We start from the raw sequence: 21,779 nt of genomic DNA, 5'->3' as shown, positions 1-21,779 counted from the left end.
CGCAATTCGAATAGCACCCGTGCTCCACCTTTACGGGGACCCCCATGCCCATTTTCGACGTCGAAGCGATGTTGTCGGTAGTTTCCACGGACGTACCCTGCGGCCCGGAACTCGAATATTCGCAGGACTACGTCGAACTCGCGCGGCTCGTGGAAGGTTCGCCGGAAGTGCAGTACGGCCAGACCTGCGTGGCCGCTGTCGAGCCCGATTGGAAGGCAATCAACGCACTGGCGCCGAAGCTCTTTGCGCAAAGTCATGATTTGCGTCTGGCGGTGTGGCTCACGCGTGCATGGCAGGCGTTGCACGGCTTTGCCGGGCTCGCCGATGGGCTGGCCCTGATCGAAGGCTTGCTCGCGCGCTATTGGGAGCCGCTGCATCCGCAACTCGACGCCGCCGACGACAACGATCCCACCGCGCGGATCAACATCCTCGCCGGCCTCGACGAGCAAGCGGGGCTGGTTCGCCAAGTCCATACCGCTTGGCTCGTGCAGTCCCCGCTACATGGCGCGTTTTCATTGCGCGATCTCGATATCGTCGCCGGGGAATGGGCCGCACTGCCCGGTGCCGCCGAACCCGATGCCGCCGCGATCGATGCGGCCTTCGCATCCTGCGCGTTCGGCGAACTCGACGCACGCGCGCAATTGATCGAAGCCGCTTGCGAGCATATGGCCCGCATCGACGCCATGCTGACCGAATTCGCCGGGCACAGCCGCGCGATCAGCCTGACGGCACTGCATCAATTGCTGCGCCGGGCCGCCACCCTGTTGCGCGAACGACTCGAACGGCACCCGGGGCGCCCGATGCTGGTCGCCGCGTCCGCCGAAGGCGAGCGCACCGGTTCCGCTTCGCACGCCGAAACGCACGACATCGTCAATCGCGTCGATGTCGTGCGCGAGATCGATCGTCTTTGCGCCTATTACGAGCGTCATGAACCGGGCAGCCCGGTGCCGTTGCTGCTGCAACGTGCCCGTCGTCTGGTGAACCTGAGTTTCATCGAAATCGTAAGCGACCTTTCACCGGGAAGTCTCGGGGAGGTCAAGCATATAGCCGGCATCGAGCCGGCTCAATGAGGACTCATTGCCTGCCTCACCTTTTCTTTATGGAGATCGCTTCAATGGCCAACGAAAGCAGTCAAAAGTTTATTGGACGTACTCGCGCGCCGCGCGTGCAAATCGAATACGACGTCGAGGTCAATGGCGCCGAAAAGAAGGTCAACCTGCCGTTTGTCATGGGCGTGTTGGCTGATTTGTCGGGGCATGCGCTCGAGCCGCTGCCGTCGCTGGCCGAGCGCGAGTTTCTCGAGTTCGATCACGACAATTTCGACGATCGCATGAAGGCGATTGGCCCGCGCGTCGCCGCGAGCATACCGAATACGTTGACCGGCGAAGGACAGCTCGGCATCGATCTGACCTTTCAATCGATGGATGACTTCACGCCCGAGGCGCTGGCCCGCAACGTCGAGCCGCTGCAACGCCTGCTCGAAGCACGTGCTCACCTGGCGAACTTGCTGCGCTACATGGACGGCAAGGTCGGCGCCGAGGATCTGGTGGGCAAGCTGCTGGCCGATCCGAGCTTGATGCGCTCGCTTGCCGCGACATCCGAAGAGGCCAAGCCGGAAGGCGACGCCGCCGCGGCCGAATAACCGAATCATTGAAAGGAATTCAGTCATGACAGACGTCAGCACCGCGGCGGACCACGCCGCAGCCGAGGCCGTCGGCGAAACGCTCGAGACGCTGGAAGCAGGCGATTTTTCCCGCTTGCTGCAGCAAGAGTTCAAGCCGAAGACCGACAAGGCACAGGAAGCCATCGACAACGCCGTGCGTACGCTCGCTGAGCAAGCGCTCGCCGATACCGCGTTGGTTTCCTCGGATGTGCTTGCAACGATCGAGTCGCTCATTGCGGCGATCGACAAGAAGCTGTCCGAGCAGATCAACGAGATTCTTCACTGCGAAGCGTTTCAGAAAGTCGAAAGCGCATGGCGCGGCTTGCATTACCTGATCAGCAACACCGAAAGCGACGAACAGCTCAAGGTGCGCGTGATGAACGTGAACAAGACTGACCTGTACCGGACCTTGCGCAAGTTCAAGGGCTCGGCATGGGATCAAAGCCCGCTCTTCAAGAAACTGTACGAGGAGGAATACGGGCAGTTCGGCGGTCAACCGTACGGCGCCATCGTTGCTGATTACTACTTCGACAACAGCGGCCCCGATGTGGACCTGCTGAATCAGATGGCGAAGATCTGCGCTGCTGCACATGCACCGTTCATCTCGGCAGCCTCGCCGTCGGTGATGTTGATGGAATCGTGGCGTGAACTCGCCAATCCGCGCGACATCGCGAAGCTGTTCGAGACGCCCGAGCATGCTGCGTGGCGCGCGTTGCGCGAGTCGGAGGATTCGCGCTACATCGGGCTTACGTTGCCGCGCTTTCTCGCACGTGCACCGTATGGTGCGAAGTCGAACCCGGTCGAAGCGTTCGATTTCGAGGAAGACATGGCCGAGGGCGACAGCGAACGCTACGTGTGGGCCAATTCCGCCTATGCGATGGCCGTCAACATCAACCGCTCGTTCAAGCAGTACGGCTGGTGTTCGCAGATTCGCGGCATCGAGTCCGGTGGTGCGGTAGACAACCTTCCCGTGCACATCTTTCCGTCGGACGACGGTGGCATCGCCGCCACGTGCCCGACCGAAATCGCGATCAGCGATCGACGTGAAGCGGAGTTGTCGAGAGCCGGCTTTTTGCCGCTCGTGCATATGAAGAACTCGGGGACGGCTGCCTTTATCGGCGCCCAGGCGCTTCATAAGCCCACCGAATTCGACGACCCCGTCGCAACGGCCAATGCAAGTCTTGCCGCGCGCCTGCCGTATCTGTTCGCCTGCAATCGCTTTGCGCACTACCTCAAGTGCATCGTGCGCGACAAGATCGGCTCGTTCAAGAGCAAGGAGGATATGGAGCGCTGGCTGTGGGATTGGATCGTCCACTACATCGACGGTGCACCCGAACATTCGACGACCGAGACCAAGGCGCGCCGGCCGCTGGCCGAAGCGAGCGTGGTCGTGGATGAAGTGGAAGGCAATGCCGGGTACTACAACGCAAAGTTCTATTTGCGTCCGCATTACCAGCTCGAGGGTTTGACCGTCTCGTTGCGATTGGTCAGCAAGCTGCCTTCGGTGGAAGGCGCTTGATCAGGCGTGCGGCATCTGCCGCATGCCCTTTCGTGGCGCCCGCGTGTTCGGATCGGCGGGCGTTGGATAACTGGTCGCAAGACCTATAGGAGTTGAATCGATATGGATAACGGCATCACGATTAGCCTGAAAGGCATCGACGGTGAAGCGGGCGTCGAGAAGGCAGCGCTCAACGTCATGAACTGGAACTGGGGGATGAGCAACTACCCGCAGGACCGTTCCGGCGGCGGCCTGTCCGCAGGCACGGCCCAGATCAGCGGCATCAACTTCCAGAAGCAATTCTGCAAGGGCTCGCCGATCATCATGAAGTACCTGACGACGGGCCAGCATTTCGGCACGGCGGTACTGGAAATGCGCAAGTCGACCGGCAAGCCCAACCCCGAAGTGTTCTTGACTGCGACGCTGACGAATGTGTACGTGGCAACTTACACGACGGGCAGCGAGTCCGCCACTGACGAGATGGTCGAAAACGTCTCGCTCGTATTCGAAGCGCTCAAGTTCGATTACCGCCCGCAGCAAACGGCCAACGGCGCACTCGATCCCGCTATCGAGTTCGAGTACAACCGCACGACCAAAACCACCACCGGCAAGTAACAACGGGAATCCTCCTGCTGTGTGCGGCGTGCAGGCATGCGCGCATGCAGCGGGCGTATTTCCTCCGCCACCCGGGACGCGCGGCTCGCGTGCGAGCCGCGCTTGATCGTCCCCTCACTCGTTTTACTCACTTCATTCACCTCTCGGTGCGGAGCGCGACGTCATGGCTGAACTTACTTCGAAAGATCGTCTGCAGCCGGCATTGCTGGATCGTCTCAGCGACGACGCACCGTCGAGCCGATACGAAGCACGCGAACGACGCGTGGTATCGGCGCAGCAATTGCGCCGCAGTGTCTTGCGCGACCTGAGCAATCTGCTCAATGCGACCGGCCGATTCAGCTATGACGAAGCGCGGCCTGTTTCCGCCGTCGAACACTCCGTATTGAACTACGGCCTGCCTGACTTCACGGGCAAGCCGCTTTCCACGCTCGACCCGCGACGCATGTCCGAATGGATCGCGCGCGCGATTCGGAGCTTCGAGCCGCGCATCGTCAGCGAAACCGTCCGCGTGAGCGTGTTGCCGGCCGGGCAACGGCGTAATGCGACGTCGATCGCATTTCTGATCGAAGGCGACCTGTGGATGCAGCCCTACCCGGAGCGGCTCTATTTCAGAACCGATTTGGACCTGGAAGCCGGCGACGTCAGTGTCAGCGGGCTCGACTATCCGAGCGTGCAATGAATCCCGCGTTCGTCAAATACTACAGCCAGGAGCTCTCGCATCTGCGTGAAATGGGCGCTGAGTTTGCCGCGGCATTTCCGAAGATCGCGGGCCGGCTCGGCTTGGAGAAATTCGAATGTGCGGACCCGTACGTCGAACGCTTGCTCGAAGGATTCAGTTTTTTGGCGGCACGCGTGCAGATGCAGCTCGACGCGCAATTCCCGCGCTTTACGCAGCATTTGACGGAGATCGTTTTCCCGCACTTGCTTGCGCCTATTCCGTCGATGGTGGTGGCGCGCTTTATGCCGGACTTCACGCATCCGCGTCTGGCCAAGGGCGTGGATGTGCCGCGCCAGACAGCGCTCGTCGGGCATCTCGACAAGGCCGATACCACACGCTGCGAATATCGCACCGGGCATCAATTGACGTTATGGCCGCTCGAACTCGTCGAGGCGCGCTACAGCGCGTTTAGTGGCGCGATTGGCGATGTCGCTGTGCCGTTGCCGTTGTCGTTGCCGCGGCCCGCGCGTGCGACGCTGCGCTTGCGCTTCGAGACACATGGCATCGACACGGTGGGTGCGTTGGCGCTTGATAGGCTGCCTGTGTACCTGCCCGGCAGCGGCAATGCGCCCGTGCGCTTGTATGAGCACCTGACGACGCATGTGGTGGGCGCGCTCGTCGTATCGGGTGACGGCGTCCCGCTTCACCATGCCGTGTTGCCGGCCGATTGCATCGCGCCGATCGGCTTTGCCGACGATGAAGCGCTGCTGCCAAATGCAACCCAGTCGTTCGAAGGGTTTCGTTTGATTCAGGAGTACTTCGCGTTTTCAGAGCGTTATCTGTTTGTCGAACTGCGCGGTTTGCGCCGCGCGCTGCAAGCATGCAACGCGCGCTCGTTCGACGTCGTGCTGCTGCTCGACAATCACGATACCGCGCTCGAGTCGAGCGTCGATGCGACGCAGTTTGCGCTCTATTGCACGCCGGCCATCAACCTGTTTCCGAAGCGAGCGGACCGCATTGCCGTGACCGACAAGCGGTTCGAATATCACGTCGTTGCGGACCGGACACGTCCGCTCGATTTCGAAATTCACTCGATACTCGGCGTTGACGGCTATCGAAGCGGCGAGCGCGAGCCGCGACAATTCGCGCCGTTTTACCGCGTGCGCGATGGCGAAGCGGGTGCCGGCACGGCGTTTTTTCAGATGCGCCGTGACACGCGTCTTTTGTCCGAGCGCGAACGCCGAGTGGGTGCGCGCTCGCGCTACGTCGGCAGCGAAGCGTTTATCGCACTCGTCGATTCGGCGGAACTGCCGGTGTCGGCCGATATTCACCAATTGGGCGTGAGTGCGCTTTGCACCAACCGCGATTTGCCGCTGCGCATGCGCGTGGGCGGCGGCGCGACCGATTTCACGTTCGCGGCGGAGTTGCCGGTTGCAGGCGTGCGGTGCGTGGCTGGCCCGAGCGAGCCAAGGCCGCCGCTCGCGCAAGGCGGCGATTCGGCGTGGCGACTGATCGATGGGCTTTCGCGCAATTTTCTGCCGCTCACCGAAGGCATGAGCGGCGACGGTGCCGCGGCGCAATCGGATGCGAGCGCGCGCGCGTTGCGCAGCTTGTTGAGTTCGTACTGTGCACAAAACGACGACGTCGCGCTACGGCAGATCGCCGCGTTGCAGGGTCTGCGGGCGCGGCCGGTTACGCGCCGCTTGCCGCTGCCGGGCCCGGTGTGTTTCGGCCGCGGCCTCGAAGTCACGCTCGAATTCGCCGATGCGGCGTTCACGTACGAAGGCGGATTTTTGCTGGGCGCGGTGTTGCAAGCGTTTTTTTCGGCTTACGTCGCGATCAATCACTTTACCGAGACGGCGATACGCACCCCGGTGCGCGGCGAAGTCGCACGGTGGCAACCGAGGATCGGGCAATGCGCGATCCTCTGACACTCGAACGGCGCATGGTTGCCGACGCGGCCCGCTTCGATCTGGTCGCGGCGATGCGGCTGATCGAATCTGCGCACCGCGATAAACCGCGCATCGGTCGCGCGCTGCGACCCGACGACGAGCCCGTGCGGCTCGGGCAAAACGCGGAGCTCGCGTTTCGGGGCAGGCAGATCGCCGGCTACACCGCATCGTCGACGGGCGGCCCGCCGCGCCTTGCCGTGAACGACGGCCTGCTCGGGCCGCAAGGTGCGATGCCGCTGCACTTCACTGAATACGTGCGCGAGCGCTGGATGCGCGTTGCCGACGCCACGTGGGGCACGTTTCTCGATTTGTTCCATCACCGCATGTTGAGCCTGCTGTACCGCGCGCGTGTTGCCGGCGAGCCGGTTGTTGCGCGCGAGCGCCCCGATGACGACAGCTTCGCGCGCTGGCTCGGCAGTCTGGGCGGCATCGGACACACCGCGCGCCGCAATGGAGGCGCCGTCGACGGCACGTCGAGGCTTCACTTCGCGGCGCTTGCGGGCGGCAAAACGCGGCATGCAAGCGGGCTTCGTACGCTGCTGTGCGCCTCGTTCGGCGTGCCAGTCACCATCGAGCCGTTCGTTGGCCGGTGGCTAGCCGTGCCCGACGACGCGTGCACGCGCTTGGGCGCAATGCATTGCGCGCCGCTCGGGCAAGGACGCACGTTGGGCCGGCGCATCTGGGACCGCTCGCACGCATTTCGGATCGTCATCGGTCCGCTCGACGCAGCCGACAGCCGGCGCTTGCAGCCTGGCACGTTGGCGTTTCGGCGCTTGGGCGAGTGGGTGCGCGCCTATACGGGCGGCATGCTGGAGTGGGAAATCGAACTCCGTTTGACACAGGCAGCGGCAAGCCCCATGCGCCTCGGTGCGAACACGCGTCTCGCGCGCGACACGTGGCTGGGCGAGGGGCGTGCCGTATCACCGAACACCGCACCTTCACTGCGTTTTCGCGGTGATGCGGGCGACGCCGGCAGCGTCGGTGTCGCCGGTGTTGGGCAGCCACACTGAAAAAGGATATATCGAAATGGCAGACATTCGTCGGGTGACGCTCTTTGGAAAACTCAGTGAGATCGGCTATCGAACGATCGAAAGCGGCACCGTGTTTTGCAAATTGCGGGGCAACCCCAAGGTGGAACTCGCGCACTGGCTGCATCAGATCTTGCAGGGCCAGGATTCCGATTTACACCGCATCGTGCGTCACTTCGAACTCGATGCGGCCGCGTTGGCGCGCGATGTGACCGACGCACTGGAAGCACTGCCGCGCGGTGCCGATGGTGCCATCGACTTTTCGATGTACGTGGAAGAGGCGGTCGAGCGCGGTTGGGTTTATGCGTCGCTGCTTTATGGGGCGAGCGAGGTGCGTACCGGCCATCTGTTGATCGGTCTACTCAAAACGCCATCGCTGCATCGTCAGGTAGCCGGCATTTCGCGGCAGTTTCTGCGAATCGAGCATGACGCGTTCGCCGAAGACTTCGACGCGATCGTCGGTCATTCGCCCGAGGCGCGCAGCGGCGTGCGCCCAAGTAGTTGCGACGCGGCCGTGCCCGGCGAAGCGAGCGGGGCGATGGCGCCTGCGTTGCTCGGCAAACAGGAGGCGCTCGTACGCTACACGATCGATTTCACCGAGCTTGCGCGTGAAGGCAAGCTCGATCCAATCGTCGGGCGCAGCGACGAGATTCGCCAGGTCATCGATATCTTGATGCGGCGCCGGCAGAACAATCCGATTTTGACAGGCGAGGCCGGCGTGGGGAAAACCGCCGTTGTCGAAGGTCTCGCGCAACGGATCGTGGCGGGGCAGGTGCCGCCGTCGCTGCGCGACGTCAGCTTGCGCTCACTCGATGTTGGCCTGCTGCAGGCGGGTGCCAGCATGAAAGGCGAATTCGAACAGCGTCTGAGGCAGGTGATCGAAGAAGCGCAAACGGCTGAACGGCCGGTGATTCTGTTCATCGACGAAGCCCATACGCTGATCGGCGCAGGCGGTGCGGCCGGCACCGGCGACGCCGCCAATCTGCTCAAGCCCGCACTGGCGCGCGGCACGCTGCGCACGGTGGCCGCGACGACCTGGGCCGAATACAAACGATATATCGAAAAGGACCCGGCGCTGGTGCGCCGCTTCCAACCGGTCGTCGTACGCGAGCCGGATGAGGCTCGCGCGTTGCGCATGCTGCGCGGGCTCGTGCCCGCGATGGAGGCGCATCACGGCGTGCTGGTGCTCGAAGAGGCGCTCGATGCGGCCGTGGCGCTTAGCCATCGATATATCGCGGAGCGCCAGTTGCCCGACAAGGCCGTGAGCCTGCTGGACACGGTGTGTGCGCGCGTCGCGGCGAGCCAGCATGCGACGCCGCCCGCACTCGAGCTGGCGCGCGAGTCGATCGGCGCGCTCGAAGCGGAGCTTGCGTTGATCGAACGCGAGACGGCGCTTGGTCTCGATACGAAGGATCGGGCGAGCGGGGTCGCCGAGCAATTGGCCACCGAGCGTGCGCGCGCCGCGGCGCTCGAGGCGCAATGGACGACGGAAACCGAAATCGTCGAAGCGATGCGCGTGCTGCGCCGACGCCTATGCGAGCCGAGCGTGGAGGATGCCACCGACGCCACCGACGCCACCGACGCCACCGCCATCACCATCAAGCAGAGCGACGAAGCCATCCTTGCCGAGCTGGCAATGCTCGAACGCGACCTGCGCGCATCGCAGAATGACACCCCGCTTGTCATCGCGAGCGTCGATCGGCATGCCATCGCTTCGGTCGTGCAGGATTGGACCGGCATTCCCGTCGGCAAAATGGTGAGCGACGAGTTGGACACGTTGCTGAGCCTCGCGCAGCGGCTCGATGCGCGCATCGTTGGGCAACCGCACGCGACGGCGCGCATCGCCAGGTGCATCCAGACCGCGCGCTCGGGCCTCAACCGGCCGGGGCGTCCACTCGGCGTCTTCCTGCTGGCGGGGCCTTCGGGCGTTGGCAAGACCGAGACGGCGCTCGCCCTGGCCAACGAGCTCTACGGCGGCGAGCAGAACCTGATCACCATCAACATGAGCGAGTACCAGGAGTCGCACTCGGTCTCGACGCTCAAGGGTGCGCCGCCGGGCTATGTCGGATACGGCGAAGGCGGCGTGCTGACCGAGGCCGTGCGCCGCCGGCCGCACAGCGTCGTGTTGCTCGACGAGGTCGAGAAAGCGCACCGCGACGTGCACGAGCTCTTCTATCAGGTCTTCGACAAAGGTTGGATGGAAGACGGTGAGGGTCGCGTGATCGACTTTCGCAACACGCTGATTCTGCTGACCACCAACGTCGGCGGCGAGCTCGTCGCGCGCGCATGTGGCGACGCGGCGCGTATGCCGTCGGCCGACGAACTGTCGGCCGCGCTACATGAGCCGTTGCTGCGCGTATTCGCGCCGGCCTTGCTCGGCCGCATGACGCCCATTCCGTATTGCCCGCTCAACGACGAGACGCTGCGTGCGATCGTGCATTTGCAGCTCGCACGCGTGCAGGACCAAATGCGCGAGCAGCACGACATGGCACTGATATTCAACGAGCCCGTTATCACGTGGATCGTTGGCCGATGCGACGAAAGAGACAGTGGTGCGCGACTCGTCGATGCCGTCATTGCGCAGCGCCTGCTGCCCGAAATCGGACAGGCGCTGCTTGAGCGGCAAAAGGCGGGCGCGCGCATCGAGCGCGTCGAAGTCAGTATCGAAGACGACCTGATTCGTTGCGCCTTTCATTGAAACGCGTAACGAACGTGCATCGTTCCATTAACGTTGTTAAAGGAGTTCGTGTTATGCCACAGCAAGTCGTCGCAGGCGCTCTATTGCAATGTTCGTTCGGTGTTGCGCCCACCGCGCTCGTCGTATTGCCCGAGGCACGTGTGATGGTCGAGGGCCGCCCGGCCGCGTCGATCATGGACCACGAGCCGATCGTCAACATCCCCACCTTCGGCATGTGCACGTCGCTGGCCAACCCAGAGGTGGAGGCGGCCACGGCGGCGGCGCTGGGCGTGCCGACGCCAGCGGCCTGCATTCCGATGACGATGACGCCGTGGGAACCCGGTGCACCCAACGTGCTCGTCGGCGGATTTCCCGCGTTGTCCAATGCCTCGGCCTGCATGTGTGATTGGCTCGGCGTCATCACTATCGACCTCGCCGGCAGCGCGCGAACGATGGTCCCTTAACCGCCACTGCCACCACTTAACGCACCGATCGATATGGGAACGGCCAAGCCAACGGAGATTCAAGTCACGCTCGAACACGGCGTGGGCGGCGGCGCGCTGCGCTTTCGCCGTATGCGCGGACGCGAGAGGCTGGCGCAGCCGTTCGAGTTCACGCTCGATTTGCTGAGCGACGCGACGAGCATCAGTACGAAAGACCTGCTCGGCGCCGGTGTTTCCGTGTCGCTCGAGGCCGCGGGTGGCCAGCGCGAGTTCAACGGCATCGTCACGCGTGTGAAGATCGACGACTACGGGCTGAACGACGGCGGTGTGAAGCGAGTCACCTACCGCGCCATCGTTCGACCGCGGCTTTGGCTGCTCACGCGCGGCTCGCATTGCCGGTTCTTTCATGACCGTACGGTGTTGGAGATCGTCGAGAAGCTGTTGAACGATTACAGCGTCGACTATCGCAGCGAATGCACGGCCCACTACGAGAGACTCGATCACTGCGCGCAGTATCGCGAGGCCGATTTCGATTTTTTCAGCCGGTTGCTCGAGCGCGAGGGCATCTACTATTTCTTCGAACACACAGGCGGCAAGGATGTACTGGTACTGACCGACTCGCCGACCGCGCACAAGCCGCTGCCGAATTACGGCGCAATTTCGTTTCAGCCGTGGTTGACTGACGACGCGCCGCTGATCGAATCGATCGGCGAGTGGACTTTCGAAGACGAACTCGTCGCGGGCACGAGCGAGGTCAATGCGTTCGACTTCAAGAACGTCAGTTCGAGTGAGCATCAGGGCTTGCTCGCGCGCGCCACATCAGACGATGGCCGTCGCGCCTACGTGCTCTCCGATTACTCGCTCGATTACCACGCGCAAGGCGACGGACACCGTTACGCGCAGGTGCATATCGAAGCACACCAGGCGTTGGCGGCGTGCGCCGAAGGGCGGGCCTCGGCACGCGGCATGCGTGCCGGCGGCACCTTCGCCCTGAGGGGCCATCCGCGACGCGATCAGAACCGCGAGTATCTCGTGGTCGACGCCGACTACACGCTCGGGCGCGCCGACGACCCCGCCAGCGGCGACACCCAGAGCGCTGCGGAGCCAGTCTTCGAATGCCGCTTCACCGTCATTCCAAAGAGCCGCGCATACCGCTCGCGGCGGTGCACGCCGCGTCCGCGTGCGGGTCTGCAAACGGCGCTCGTCATTGCGCCCGACAGCGATGAATTGGCCGTCAGCGCGTACTTGCAAGTCAAGGTGCAGTTTCATTGGGAGCAGTTCAATCCGCCTTCGTCAAGCGAGCGTATGCAGCGCTCATGGGTGCGCGTGGCACAGAACTGGGCAGGCAAGAACTGGGGCGCGGTGTTCGTGCCGCGCGCAGGGCAAGAGGTGGTCGTTGCGTTCCTCGACGGCGACCCAGACCGTCCGATCATCGTCGGCAGCGTCTACAACAGCGCGAACGAGACGCCTTATGCGTTGCCGGCACACGGTGCCGTTGCAGCGATTCGCACGAAGGCCATCGAGGGCAGCGAGCACAACGAGCTGCGGTTCAATGACAAGGATTTGCAACTGCTGCTTTATACGGGCGGGCGGCACGACACCTATGTGAAGAAAAAAGAGCTGACGTGGATCGGCGAGGATCAGCACACGATCGTTCAGGGCAAGCAGCTCATGAAGGTCGGCGCACAGCATCTGACGATCTCCGGAGCGCAGAACATCAAGGTCGATGCGAGTGCATCGCTGCACGCTCAGGCGAACGTCATTCATCGCGCCGGCATGACTTACGCGCTCGGTGCGGAAATCGTCCACATCAAGGGCGATGCCCAAGTTGTCATTGAGGCGAGCGCGATGTTGACGCTCAAAGTCGGCGACAGCTTCGTCACGATCAACGCGGCCGGTGTGCAGATTTCTGGCCCGATAGTCGCGATCAACAGCGGCGGCGCGGCCGGCGCGGGGCCGGGGGGCTCGCCCGCGTCGCCCAGCGAGCCCGAGAAAGCAGACGATGGCTCGTCTATCAAGTGAGGTCCAAAAATGGCACGGCAACCAAGTAACGCAATGACGATGACGAAGCAAGAAACGATCGCGGTCGCGCGAGGCGCTGTCTCGCCGCTGTTATCGGGGTCGCCGGTGCTCGCGCCAGGGGTACCGGTCGTAGGCGAGCCGGACCCGCTCGGGCTGGGCGCGAGTGTCATTCACCGCGACGTTCGCTTTGCTGCCTCCACGGGCGAGGCGCAACACGATCACGCCTTACCGCAACGGGCGGCGTTTCGCCTGCCAGTTCCCATTGCGAATCAGCTTCCGATTTACGCACCGCCCGCGCGTTTCGCCGACGAGGAGACCGATCGTGTTTAAGCGGATATTGCATGCGGCGATTCTGGCGGCGCTGTTGCCGCTCGTTGCTGGCTGTGCGAGCGAAGTGCGGCAGCCGCCGCGCGAGCTTACATTGACGATCGATGCGGCGCCTACGCTGAACGTCGACGCGAAGGGCCGTTCGACGCCCGTCGTGATGCGCATTTACGAATTGCAGGCACGCGATGCGTTCGGCCGCGCGACGTTTTTTGAACTCTACGACCACGATGGCCGCACGCTCGGCAAAGCTGCACTCGCGCGTGCGGAACTGATTGTTCACCCCGGCGAGCAACTGCGTGTGAATCGTCCGCTTGATCCGATGACACGCGTGGTGGCTGTCATGGCCGCCTACCAAAACATCGATGCGGCGAAATGGCGTGCGTCGATCGATATACCTGCTGCCGGCCCGACGTATTTGCGCGCCACGCTCGATGCATCGACGATCGCGCTCGCGCGTGCCGACGTCCCCGAGGAGCACGCGCATCAAGGGCTGCTGATGCGTTGGATCAAGCCCGCGTGGACCTTGCTGAAGGGAGCATTAGGAAAGTAAGTCTCAATCGTTGAAGTAGCCGAATTTGTTCGTGCAGTACGCACCGTGCCACGCCTGTGGGAGTCGCCATGCTTTGGAATAATCGAGTGATCTGGTCGGAGGGAATGCTGTTGCAACAGCAGCATTTGCAGCAGCAAGACCGCTATTGGATGAGCCAACTCGACGCGCGCTATGGCGCGCAGCGCAATTACGGATGGGGCTTCTCGAAGCTCGTGATCGACGAGAAGCTGTTGGCGCTGGGCAAGCTCGGTTTGCTGGCATGCGAAGGCATCATGCCTGACGGCACGCCGTTCGTCTTGCCGGCCGACGATGCGTTACCGCTGCCGCTCGATATTGCCGAAACCGTGCGCGACGGCTTGGTCGTGCTGGCGTTGCCGCTGCGGCGCCCTGGCGTGTCCGAAATGGCGAGCGCTACTTGCGTGCGCGAGGACAGCTACGCACGCTATGGCCGCGCGCAAAGCACCGTGTTCGATGCAAACGAGGACGCGAGCGACAGCGCAGTCATGGAGCTCGGCCAGCTTCGCTTGAAGCTGGCGTTGGCACAGGATGTCGCGCAAGGCTATGCGACGCTTGGCGTGGCGTGTGTCGTCGAGCGCAATGTTGGCGGTGCGCTCGTGCTCGAGCGCAGATATTCGCCCCCGTGCCTCGATTATCGCGTGGCGCCGAGGCTTGCCGGATTGGTGGCCGAGTTGGCCGGCCTGCTCGAGCAGCGCGGCGATGTGCTCGCCGCACGGCTTGGGTTGCCGGGTGTGACAGGTACCGCCGAGATAGCCGATTTTTTGCTGCTGCAGGCGATCAATCGCGCGGAGCCGCTCATCAAGCATTTCTCGACCGTCGACGGCTTGCACCCCGAGCTGCTCTATCGCGAGCTGCTGCAGTTGTCGGGCGAGTTGGCCGGGTTCGTCAAGTCCGCAAGGCGGCCCGCCGCGGCTGAGCCGTATCGCCACGACGCGTTGGCGAGCTGCTTCGAGCCGCTTGCCGACGAGCTGCGTCGTGCCTTGAGCATGGTAATGGACCCGCAGGCGGTGGCCATCATGCTCGAGCAATCTTCATTCGGCGTGCGCGTTGGGCGTGTGCCTGATGCGGGCCTTTTCAGCGCCGCCGATTTCGTGCTGGCCGTCAAAGCCGACATGCCGGCCGAGACGCTGTTCGCGAGCTTGCCGGCCCAAATGAAAGTAGGGCCTGTCGAAAAGATTCACGACCTCGTGAATCTGCAACTGCCGGGCCTTGCGCTGCGCAGGCTACCGGTTGCCCCGCGGCAGTTGCCGTTTCACGCGGGCTACTGCTACTTCGCACTTGATGCCGGCGACGAACTGTGGATGCAGATCGCTGCCTCAGCCGGCGTCGCATTGCACGTCGCGGGTGAATTCCCCGGACTGGAGATGGAATTATGGGCGATTCGTCATTGAGTGAGAGCGTGACCGACGCCGAGCGCGCGGCGCATGAGAAGGCCGATTTCGATGCGCGAATGCAGGCGCTGCCTTGGCGTCGTCGTGCGGGCGCACGCGGATATGGCGCCAATGTGCTGGTCGGCGCCGCGCAGCCGCTGCTGGAGATCGGCGTGGCGCTGCGAGGCATGTCGGCGGCGTTGCCGCTCGAACCGCTGCGTCGCCATCTGCGCACGATGATCGAAGCGTTTGTCGATGATGCCACGCGCGGCGGCGTCGATGCGCAAACCGTGGCGCTCGCGCGCTACTGCCTTTGCACGTTCGTCGACGAGACCGTCGGTGCGACGGCTTGGGGCGGCGGTGCGTGGGCGGCCAAGAGCTTGCTGGTGATTTTTCATGAGGAGGCCTCGGGCGGTGCACGGTTTTTTACGATCCTGCATGGGCTCTCGCAAGAGCCGCGAGGCCATCTCGACGCACTCGAGCTGCTTTACCTGATTCTCTCGCTGGGCATGGCAGGCCGTTATCGGCTGATCGAAGGCGGCAGCATGGAGCTCGAACGAGTGCGCGAAAAACTGCGGCAACTGATCCGCTCGGAGCGCGGCGCACCGCCGAGCGAGTTGTCGATGAATTGGCAAGTGCCGCCCGCATCGCAGCGGCCATGGTGGCGCGGCAAAGTGCTCGGCGCAACGTTACTGGTCGCGTTGTTGACGCTCGCATCGCTTTTCATCGTGCTCGATTACCGCTTGCGCACGGATGCCGATGCGGCAATGAACGCGCTCGCCGCGGTGCATTTGCCGGCGGCCGATGGCGGTGGTGCGTCCGCGGTATCGCCCGACGAAACCGCGGGCGCGCTGCAGCATCGGATGGCGTCACTGCTCGCGCGCGAAGTCGAGGAGGGCCTCGTCAGTATCGGCGGCACGGCGGATCAGGCCGTCATCACCTTGCGCACCGATGGCGTGTTCGCGTCGGGCAGCGCCACGGTGCGGCCCGCCGACGTGGCGCTGATCCGGCGCATCGGTGCGGCGCTTGCAAGCACGTCGGGCAACGTGATTGTCGTCGGGCATACGGACGATCAACCGCCGCTGCGCGCCGCGACGTCGAACTGGCAACTGTCGCTCGCCCGTGCAACGAGCGTCGTGGGCCTCCTGCGCGAAGAGGCCGGCCAGTCCGAACGCTTCCTCGCACAAGGGCGCGGCGCGCTCGACCCGATCGCACCGAACGATTCGCCCGCCAATCGGGCCCGCAATCGGCGTGTCGTGATTACGGTGCGGGAATCGAGTGTGCCGCTATGACCGATGACCGTAGCGCGCAGCCGTTCTTATTTTCCTGGAGGTACGTAAAGTGAACCGACGCATATTTGGACGCGTGACCTGGCGTGCTTTCTTGACGGCGCTCGCCTTGCTTCTTGGGCTCACGCTGATTTGGCATCAAGCACCGCGCCTGAGCTACGACGGACACTCGCTATTTGCGAGCCCGTGGGCGCGCGCATGGCTCGTCATTGCGCTATTCGCAGCGTGGGCGCTGTTTTTTGTCGTTCGCTGGCTCGTGCGCACGTCGCGTGGCGTCCGCATCGTGTGGCAGCCGTCGCAGGCCGAGCAAGACGACGCGGCTCAGAACCCGCAGCGCGCGATGGAGGCCGATGCGAACGAGCAGGCCCGGCGCGAGCGCGTTGCACTGGCGCACGGCTTCAAAACGGCGCTCGGCCTGATTCGGGGCCGCGGCTGGTTCGGACGATGGACACGCCGCGTGCGCGCGCTGCCGTGGTATCTCGTGCTGGGCGCGCCTGGCACTGGCAAGAGCGCGTTGCTCCAAGCGAGCGGGCTCGGGTTTTCGCACGAAAAGGCGCTGGCGGCGATCGCGAGCAGCACGGCTCAGCCGCATCGCTGGTGGTTGGCCGACGAAGGCGTTCTCGTCGAGGCATCGGTGAACGGCGACGGCCCGCGCGAGCCTTGGTGGGACTTTTTGCGCAGGCTGCGGCGCGCGCGCGGGCGAACCATCCAAGGCGCAGTGGTAGTCGTCGACGTCGACTTGCTGAGCGACGCGAATGCTGCCGCGCGCGCATCGTATGCCGCCACGATACGCGAGCGGCTCGACGCGCTGCATGACGTGTTTGGCGTGCGCGTGCCTGTCTATGTCGCTGTCACGCGCTGTGACCGCCTGCCGGGCTTCGAGCGCTTCTTCGAAGGATGCAGCGAGCACGCGAAGGCGCAGGTGTGGGGCATGACGTTTCCCGTCGATGCGCGCTCGCCCGACGGCATCATCGCGTCGTTTCCGACCGAGTTCGACGCACTGTGCGCTCGAGTGCAGGCGCGCGTAGTCGAGCAGATGCCGACATTCGAGGATGCGGCGCGCAGCGCGGCGATCTGCCGTTTTCCGATCGAATTCGCAGCGGTGGGCGATCCGTTGCAGGCATTTTTGCAAGCTGCCCTCGGCACGTCGCCGTATCTACCGGATACGTTCGTGCGGGGCGTCTATTTCACCGCCGCCACGCCTGCCGGTCCGGACAATGTGCCGTCATCGCGCAGCTATTTCATTGCTCGCCTACTGCGCGAGGTGATCTTCAAGGAGTCGGCGTTGGCCGGCACGCGCTTCGCTTCGCCGCGGCGACGCGCCCTCATGAGGCGCATCGGATGGGGCGCCGCCGTGCTCCTGACGCTGGCTGCAGCGGCATGCTTCATCATCAGCTATCAAAACAACCTCGCATCGATCGCGGCCGTGCGGCATGCGAGCATCCAACTGGACGATTTGGCGCGCGCCGGCGTTCGCCGCAGCGAGCCCGTGTCGATGCTGGCCGTGCTCGATGCCGCGCGCGACGTGCCGTACGGTTACGCGCAGCGCAGTGTCGGCACGCCGTTGCTGTTGCGCTTTGGCTTGTCTCAGGATGAGCGTCTCGGCGCGGCCGCCCGCGCGCAATATCAACTGCTATTGCGCCGGACAATCGAGCCTTTCATCGTCGCGCGGGCCGCAACGGAGCTCGCCGAACCCGGCGCGAACGCGGCCGCGCGTTATGCGTTGCTGCGTGTCTATCTGATGCTGACGGAACACTCGCACTACGATGCCGCCACTGTCCTCGATTGGGTCACGCGCGACGCGCACGCGCTGCCGCTGACGGCGGCGCAACGGGCGGACTGGCTGAGCCATGCCGACGCGTTGTTGAACGGCGCGGCCCCTGATGCGGACAAGCCCGATGCCGATGCCAATGCCGACGCCGATGCCGAACCCGACGCTGCGCTGGTCGAGCGCGCGCGCGCGAGTATCGCGGCCACGCCGCGCGCCGAGCGGATCTTCGAGTCGATCGAGCCTGCGCTAGCGTCGGCGTGTCCCGAACCGCTTTCCGTGGCCGGCATGGCCGGGGACGATGCAGCGCTCGTGCTGCTGCGCAAGAGCGGCAAGCCGCTGACGGGCGGCGTGCCGGGCAGCTACACACTCAACGGCTATCGGCACTATCTCGCGCTGCGCGATGCTGCGCTGCGCCCGCTCAACGACGAGCGTTGGGTCATGAACGTGTCCGAACGCCCCGACGGTCCGGTCGAACGCAGCGCGCTGGCGGCCGATGTCGACCGCTATTACTTCGACCATTACATTGCGGCATGGAATGCGTTGCTGGACGATGTCACGCTGCGTCCGTTGCCGAAGACTGCTGACGGCGCGGCGATCGTCAAGCTGCTGGCGCGGCCGGACTCGCCGATGCGGATGTTTCTGCTCGCGGCGGCCAAGCAGACGACGCTCGCGGGCGTCGCCATAGCGCCGCCGTCTGCGCATGCGGCGCCCACGTGGCTCGGTGCATTTCTGGCGCGCATGCGCGGGGCGGGTGGCAAGGCATCATCGCAGCACGCGTCGACGGCGACGTCGTCGGAGACGACCCCAGTCGACCGACGCTTCGAAGCGCTGCATCGGTTCGTCGAGCCGGAGGGTGCGGGCAAGCCGACATCGCTTGACCAGGTGCAGCAGACGTTGATCGCGGCGGGGAGTTTCCTCGATGCGGTCAATACGGCGCACGCGAACGGATTGCCGGCGCCGGCAGGTGACGCCCTGACTCAATTGAAGCAGGCTGCACTCGGGCAGCCGGAGCCGGTTGCCGGCATGCTGCAGGGATTGTCCGCGAGCGGCATGGCGGCGACGCTCAGCGGCGAGCATCAGCGTTTGAATGCATTATGGCGTGCCGATGTCGCCTCGTTTTTTCGCGCTGCGACAGCGGGCCGCTATCCGTTCGTCAAGACGTCGAATGAAGACGTCACACTTGACGACTTCGCTCGCCTTTTTGCACCCAACGGTTTGTTCGACCAGTTCTTCAAACAGAACCTTCAGCAATATGTCGATACCTCGACGACGCCGTGGCAATGGCGGCCCGACGCCGCGGGGCTCGGTATGTCGAAGGCCACGCTCACGATGTTCAGACAGGCGGCGGCGATTCGCGACGCCTACTTCGAGTCGGACAGCAGCGGCGCGAGCAGCAAGCCGAGCGTGCACTTCACGCTGACGCCCGAATCGATGGACCCGAAGTTGACGCGCTTTGTCCTCACACGCGGCGACACAACGCTCGAATACGCGCATGATCCGCGCCGCACGGTGACATTCGACTGGCCGGGCAACCCGTCGGACGAACTCGCGCGAATCGGCTACGCGCCCGCGGGCCCCGATGGCCGTAGCGCATTCCAGGCTCGCGGTCCGTGGCGGATTTTCCGCTTGCTGGGTCAAGGCAAGCTGACGCCGGACAGTTCGACGACCTTTCAACTGACGTTCGAATTAGGCGGACGGGCAATCACGTTGAAACTCGACGCGGCCAGCGTCGTCAATCCGTTCGCGCTCGATGCGCTTGCGCATTTCCGATGCGTCCAGACGTTGTAGTGCGGAACTGTCAGCCGCCATACGTTACTCATGCGGTATGAATTCATCTGCGATATTGCTCCAACGGTTCGTCACGCACGCGCTTCGATGGCTGCGGTGCGTCGGCGAGCGCAGCGATGCTGCGGCGGCCGTCCTGATTGCGCTCGTGGTCTTCATGATGGTGCTGCCGTTGCCCACGCTCGCCATCGACATCCTGATCGCCGTCAATATCAGCATCGCCGTGTTGCTGATCGCGTTGGCGGTCTACTTGCCGAACGCGACCGCCTTTTCGAGTTTCCCGGTCGTGCTGCTGTTCACCACGTTGTTTCGCCTCGGCATCGAAATCAGCACGAGCCGATCGATTCTGATGCATGCCGACGCGGGCGCCATCGTCGATACGTTCGGCCGGTTCGTGGCCGGCGACAACGTGGTGGTCGGCGGAATTGTCTTTTTCATCGTCGCGGTCGTGCAGTTTCTCGTGATTACGAAGGGGGCCGAGCGCGTGGCCGAGGTCGCCGCACGGTTTTCGCTCGATTCGATGCCGGGACGGCAAATGGCAATCGACGCCGATTTGCGTGCCGGTCTCGCACGTCCCGAAACGGTCCAGTATCAGCGAGGGGAACTGGCGCGGGAAAGCAAAATGCACGGCGCGATGGACGGTGCAATGAAATTCGTGAAGGGCGATGCGATCGCCGGGTTCGTGATCGTCCTCGTCAATCTAACGGCCGGCATGGCCATCGGTGTCGTGCAAAACGATATGGCGTTCGCCGACGCGTTGCAACGTTATGCGGTGCTCACGATCGGCAATGGTCTGATCGCGCAAATCCCGGCACTGTTGATCTCGATTGCCGCGGCCGTGCTGATTACGCGCGGCAGCGACGATGGCGCGTCGCGCGATGTAACGGTGGGCAAGGAAATCATAGGCCAACTGCGTGCGGCACCGGCGGCATGGCTCGTTGCCGGAGCAGTCGCCGCGAGCTTCGCCGCGGTGCCGGGCATGCCATGGCCGGCGTTCCTCGTGCTCGCCGGCTTGATGCTGGCGTTCGGCGTCTACCGCTTGCGAGGCGACGCGTCGGCCGCGCGTGGGCGTACGTTGCCGGCGCTCGGCCCGGAACTGCCCGTGCCCGACGATTGCGATGTGCGTCAGATCGTGCCAATACGGCCAATCGTTGTATTGGTGTCGCAAGACACGATAAGCGAGCCCCGCTTCGCCGATCTGATGCGCGCCGTGCGGCGAGTGCGTAACGAAATTGTGCTGCGTTACGGCGTGACGGTGCCGAACATCGACATGCAGGGCACGAATCGGCTCGATGGCGATGCCTACGAAGTAGCGTTTCACGAAGTGGTGGTCGCCGTGGGGCATTTTCACTGGGATTGCTTGTGCGTGCCGCCTGGGCCGCAACCGGATCACGGCTTGGGCGACGACGTTCAGCCGCAATCCTATGCGCCTATCGACTATTTCGCACAGCTCTTCGCGCAACTGCTGCATCGTCACGCGGAGCAATTTGTCGGCATTCACGAAGCGCAGTTGTTGTTCGGCTGGCTGCAACGCGAGATGCCGGCCACGGCGAAGGAACTCGCGCAAGTGGTGCCGCTACCGCGTTTCGCCGAAGTGCTGCGGTTGCTGGTTGGCGAACGGGTGTCGATTCGGAATGTGCGGCGGATCGTCGAGGCGCTCGTGACGTGGGCGCCGCGCGAGAAGGAAACCACGATGTTGGCGGACCAGGTTCGCCTTGCGCTGCAGGCGCAGATTTGCCAGGAGTTTTCGCAAGACGGCGTGCTCCATGCTGTGTTGCTCGAGCGCGATCTAGAAGACAAGCTGCGTGCTTCGCTGCAACAAACGCACTTCGGCTGGTCGCTCGCACTCGACCATGAAACGATGCAAGCGACGCTGGCGCAAGCAAAAACGCTTTGTGCGCGTCGTGGCGAAAACGTTGCGTCGGCCGTCGTGTTGACGGCTCAGGATCTGCGTCGGCCATTGAGGCTGCTATTGCGCGACGAATGCTTCGATCTGCACGTGCTTTCCTTTATGGAGTTGACGGTGAGCCAGCGCGTTCGCGCGATCGGCAGCCTTTCGCTTCAAGCCTGCGCCGAGCAACGTAATGGGCGCGAGCCGGCCACAGTGTGACCA

Annotated in this window: 16 protein-coding genes; all 16 read left to right on the top strand. The window is 63.8% G+C overall.

The features are described 5' to 3' along the window. The first annotated feature begins 44 nt into the window (after window positions 1-44). Window positions 45-1,070 (top strand): type VI secretion system protein TssA, encoded by a 1,026-nt coding sequence (gene tssA, locus ACSQ20_RS12845; protein WP_436020483.1) that lies wholly within the window; start codon window positions 45-47, stop codon window positions 1,068-1,070. 44 nt (window positions 1,071-1,114) lie between these two features. Beyond that, on the top strand, window positions 1,115-1,642 hold the full coding sequence (gene tssB / locus ACSQ20_RS12840) for a type VI secretion system contractile sheath small subunit (RefSeq protein ID WP_436020481.1): 528 nt from the start codon (window positions 1,115-1,117) through the stop codon (window positions 1,640-1,642). A 25-nt stretch (window positions 1,643-1,667) separates the two neighbouring features. Then, complete coding sequence (gene tssC / locus ACSQ20_RS12835) at window positions 1,668-3,182, top strand: type VI secretion system contractile sheath large subunit (RefSeq protein WP_436020479.1); 1,515 nt, start codon at window positions 1,668-1,670, stop codon at window positions 3,180-3,182. 102 nt (window positions 3,183-3,284) lie between these two features. Continuing rightward, window positions 3,285-3,776: a type VI secretion system tube protein Hcp gene (locus ACSQ20_RS12830; RefSeq protein ID WP_436020477.1), complete on the top strand. Its 492-nt coding sequence runs from the start codon at window positions 3,285-3,287 to the stop codon at window positions 3,774-3,776. Window positions 3,777-3,939: 163 nt separating this feature from the next. Continuing rightward, window positions 3,940-4,455, top strand: a complete 516-nt coding sequence (gene tssE / locus ACSQ20_RS12825) for a type VI secretion system baseplate subunit TssE (RefSeq protein WP_436020475.1) — start codon at window positions 3,940-3,942, stop codon at window positions 4,453-4,455. Further along, window positions 4,452-6,365, top strand: a complete 1,914-nt coding sequence (gene tssF, locus ACSQ20_RS12820) for a type VI secretion system baseplate subunit TssF (RefSeq protein ID WP_436020473.1) — start codon at window positions 4,452-4,454, stop codon at window positions 6,363-6,365. Before tssE ends, tssF begins: the two co-directional genes overlap by 4 nt. Further along, window positions 6,350-7,396 (top strand): type VI secretion system baseplate subunit TssG, encoded by a 1,047-nt coding sequence (gene tssG, locus ACSQ20_RS12815; RefSeq protein WP_436020471.1) that lies wholly within the window; start codon window positions 6,350-6,352, stop codon window positions 7,394-7,396. The genes tssF and tssG overlap by 16 nt, the downstream gene beginning before the upstream one ends. 16 nt (window positions 7,397-7,412) lie before the next feature. Further along, window positions 7,413-10,112: a type VI secretion system ATPase TssH gene (gene tssH, locus ACSQ20_RS12810; protein ID WP_436020469.1), complete on the top strand. Its 2,700-nt coding sequence runs from the start codon at window positions 7,413-7,415 to the stop codon at window positions 10,110-10,112. A gap of 53 nt (window positions 10,113-10,165) precedes the next feature. Next, window positions 10,166-10,555: a DUF4280 domain-containing protein gene (locus ACSQ20_RS12805; RefSeq protein ID WP_436020467.1), complete on the top strand. Its 390-nt coding sequence runs from the start codon at window positions 10,166-10,168 to the stop codon at window positions 10,553-10,555. A 33-nt stretch (window positions 10,556-10,588) separates the two neighbouring features. After that, window positions 10,589-12,556, top strand: a complete 1,968-nt coding sequence (locus ACSQ20_RS12800) for a type VI secretion system Vgr family protein (RefSeq protein WP_436020465.1) — start codon at window positions 10,589-10,591, stop codon at window positions 12,554-12,556. A 39-nt stretch (window positions 12,557-12,595) separates the two neighbouring features. Further along, a complete protein-coding gene (locus tag ACSQ20_RS12795; RefSeq protein ID WP_436020463.1) occupies window positions 12,596-12,886 on the top strand; it encodes a hypothetical protein in 291 nt (96 codons plus the stop codon). Continuing rightward, the gene (gene tssJ, locus ACSQ20_RS12790; protein ID WP_436020461.1) at window positions 12,879-13,433 is read left to right on the top strand and encodes a type VI secretion system lipoprotein TssJ; all 555 of its coding nucleotides are present in this window, start codon (window positions 12,879-12,881) and stop codon (window positions 13,431-13,433) included. Before ACSQ20_RS12795 ends, tssJ begins: the two co-directional genes overlap by 8 nt. A 68-nt stretch (window positions 13,434-13,501) precedes the next feature. Continuing rightward, window positions 13,502-14,842 carry a type VI secretion system baseplate subunit TssK gene (tssK, locus tag ACSQ20_RS12785; RefSeq protein WP_436020459.1) on the top strand — a complete coding sequence of 447 codons (1,341 nt, stop codon included), beginning with the start codon at window positions 13,502-13,504 and terminating at the stop codon, window positions 14,840-14,842. Further along, complete coding sequence (gene icmH / locus ACSQ20_RS12780; protein WP_436020457.1) at window positions 14,824-16,113, top strand: type IVB secretion system protein IcmH/DotU; 1,290 nt, start codon at window positions 14,824-14,826, stop codon at window positions 16,111-16,113. The genes tssK and icmH overlap by 19 nt, the downstream gene beginning before the upstream one ends. Window positions 16,114-16,162: 49 nt before the next feature. Beyond that, window positions 16,163-19,669 (top strand): type VI secretion system membrane subunit TssM, encoded by a 3,507-nt coding sequence (gene tssM, locus ACSQ20_RS12775; RefSeq protein WP_436020455.1) that lies wholly within the window; start codon window positions 16,163-16,165, stop codon window positions 19,667-19,669. Window positions 19,670-19,706: 37 nt separating this feature from the next. Beyond that, a complete protein-coding gene (locus ACSQ20_RS12770) occupies window positions 19,707-21,776 on the top strand; it encodes an FHIPEP family type III secretion protein (RefSeq protein ID WP_436020453.1) in 2,070 nt (689 codons plus the stop codon). Window positions 21,777-21,779 lie beyond the last annotated feature (3 nt).

The organism is Trinickia sp. LjRoot230 (genome assembly GCF_964253315.1).
Taxonomy (GTDB): domain Bacteria; phylum Pseudomonadota; class Gammaproteobacteria; order Burkholderiales; family Burkholderiaceae; genus Trinickia.
The sequence above is the reverse complement of the archived record's forward strand: the minus strand, read 5'-3'. Positions and strand labels throughout refer to the sequence as shown.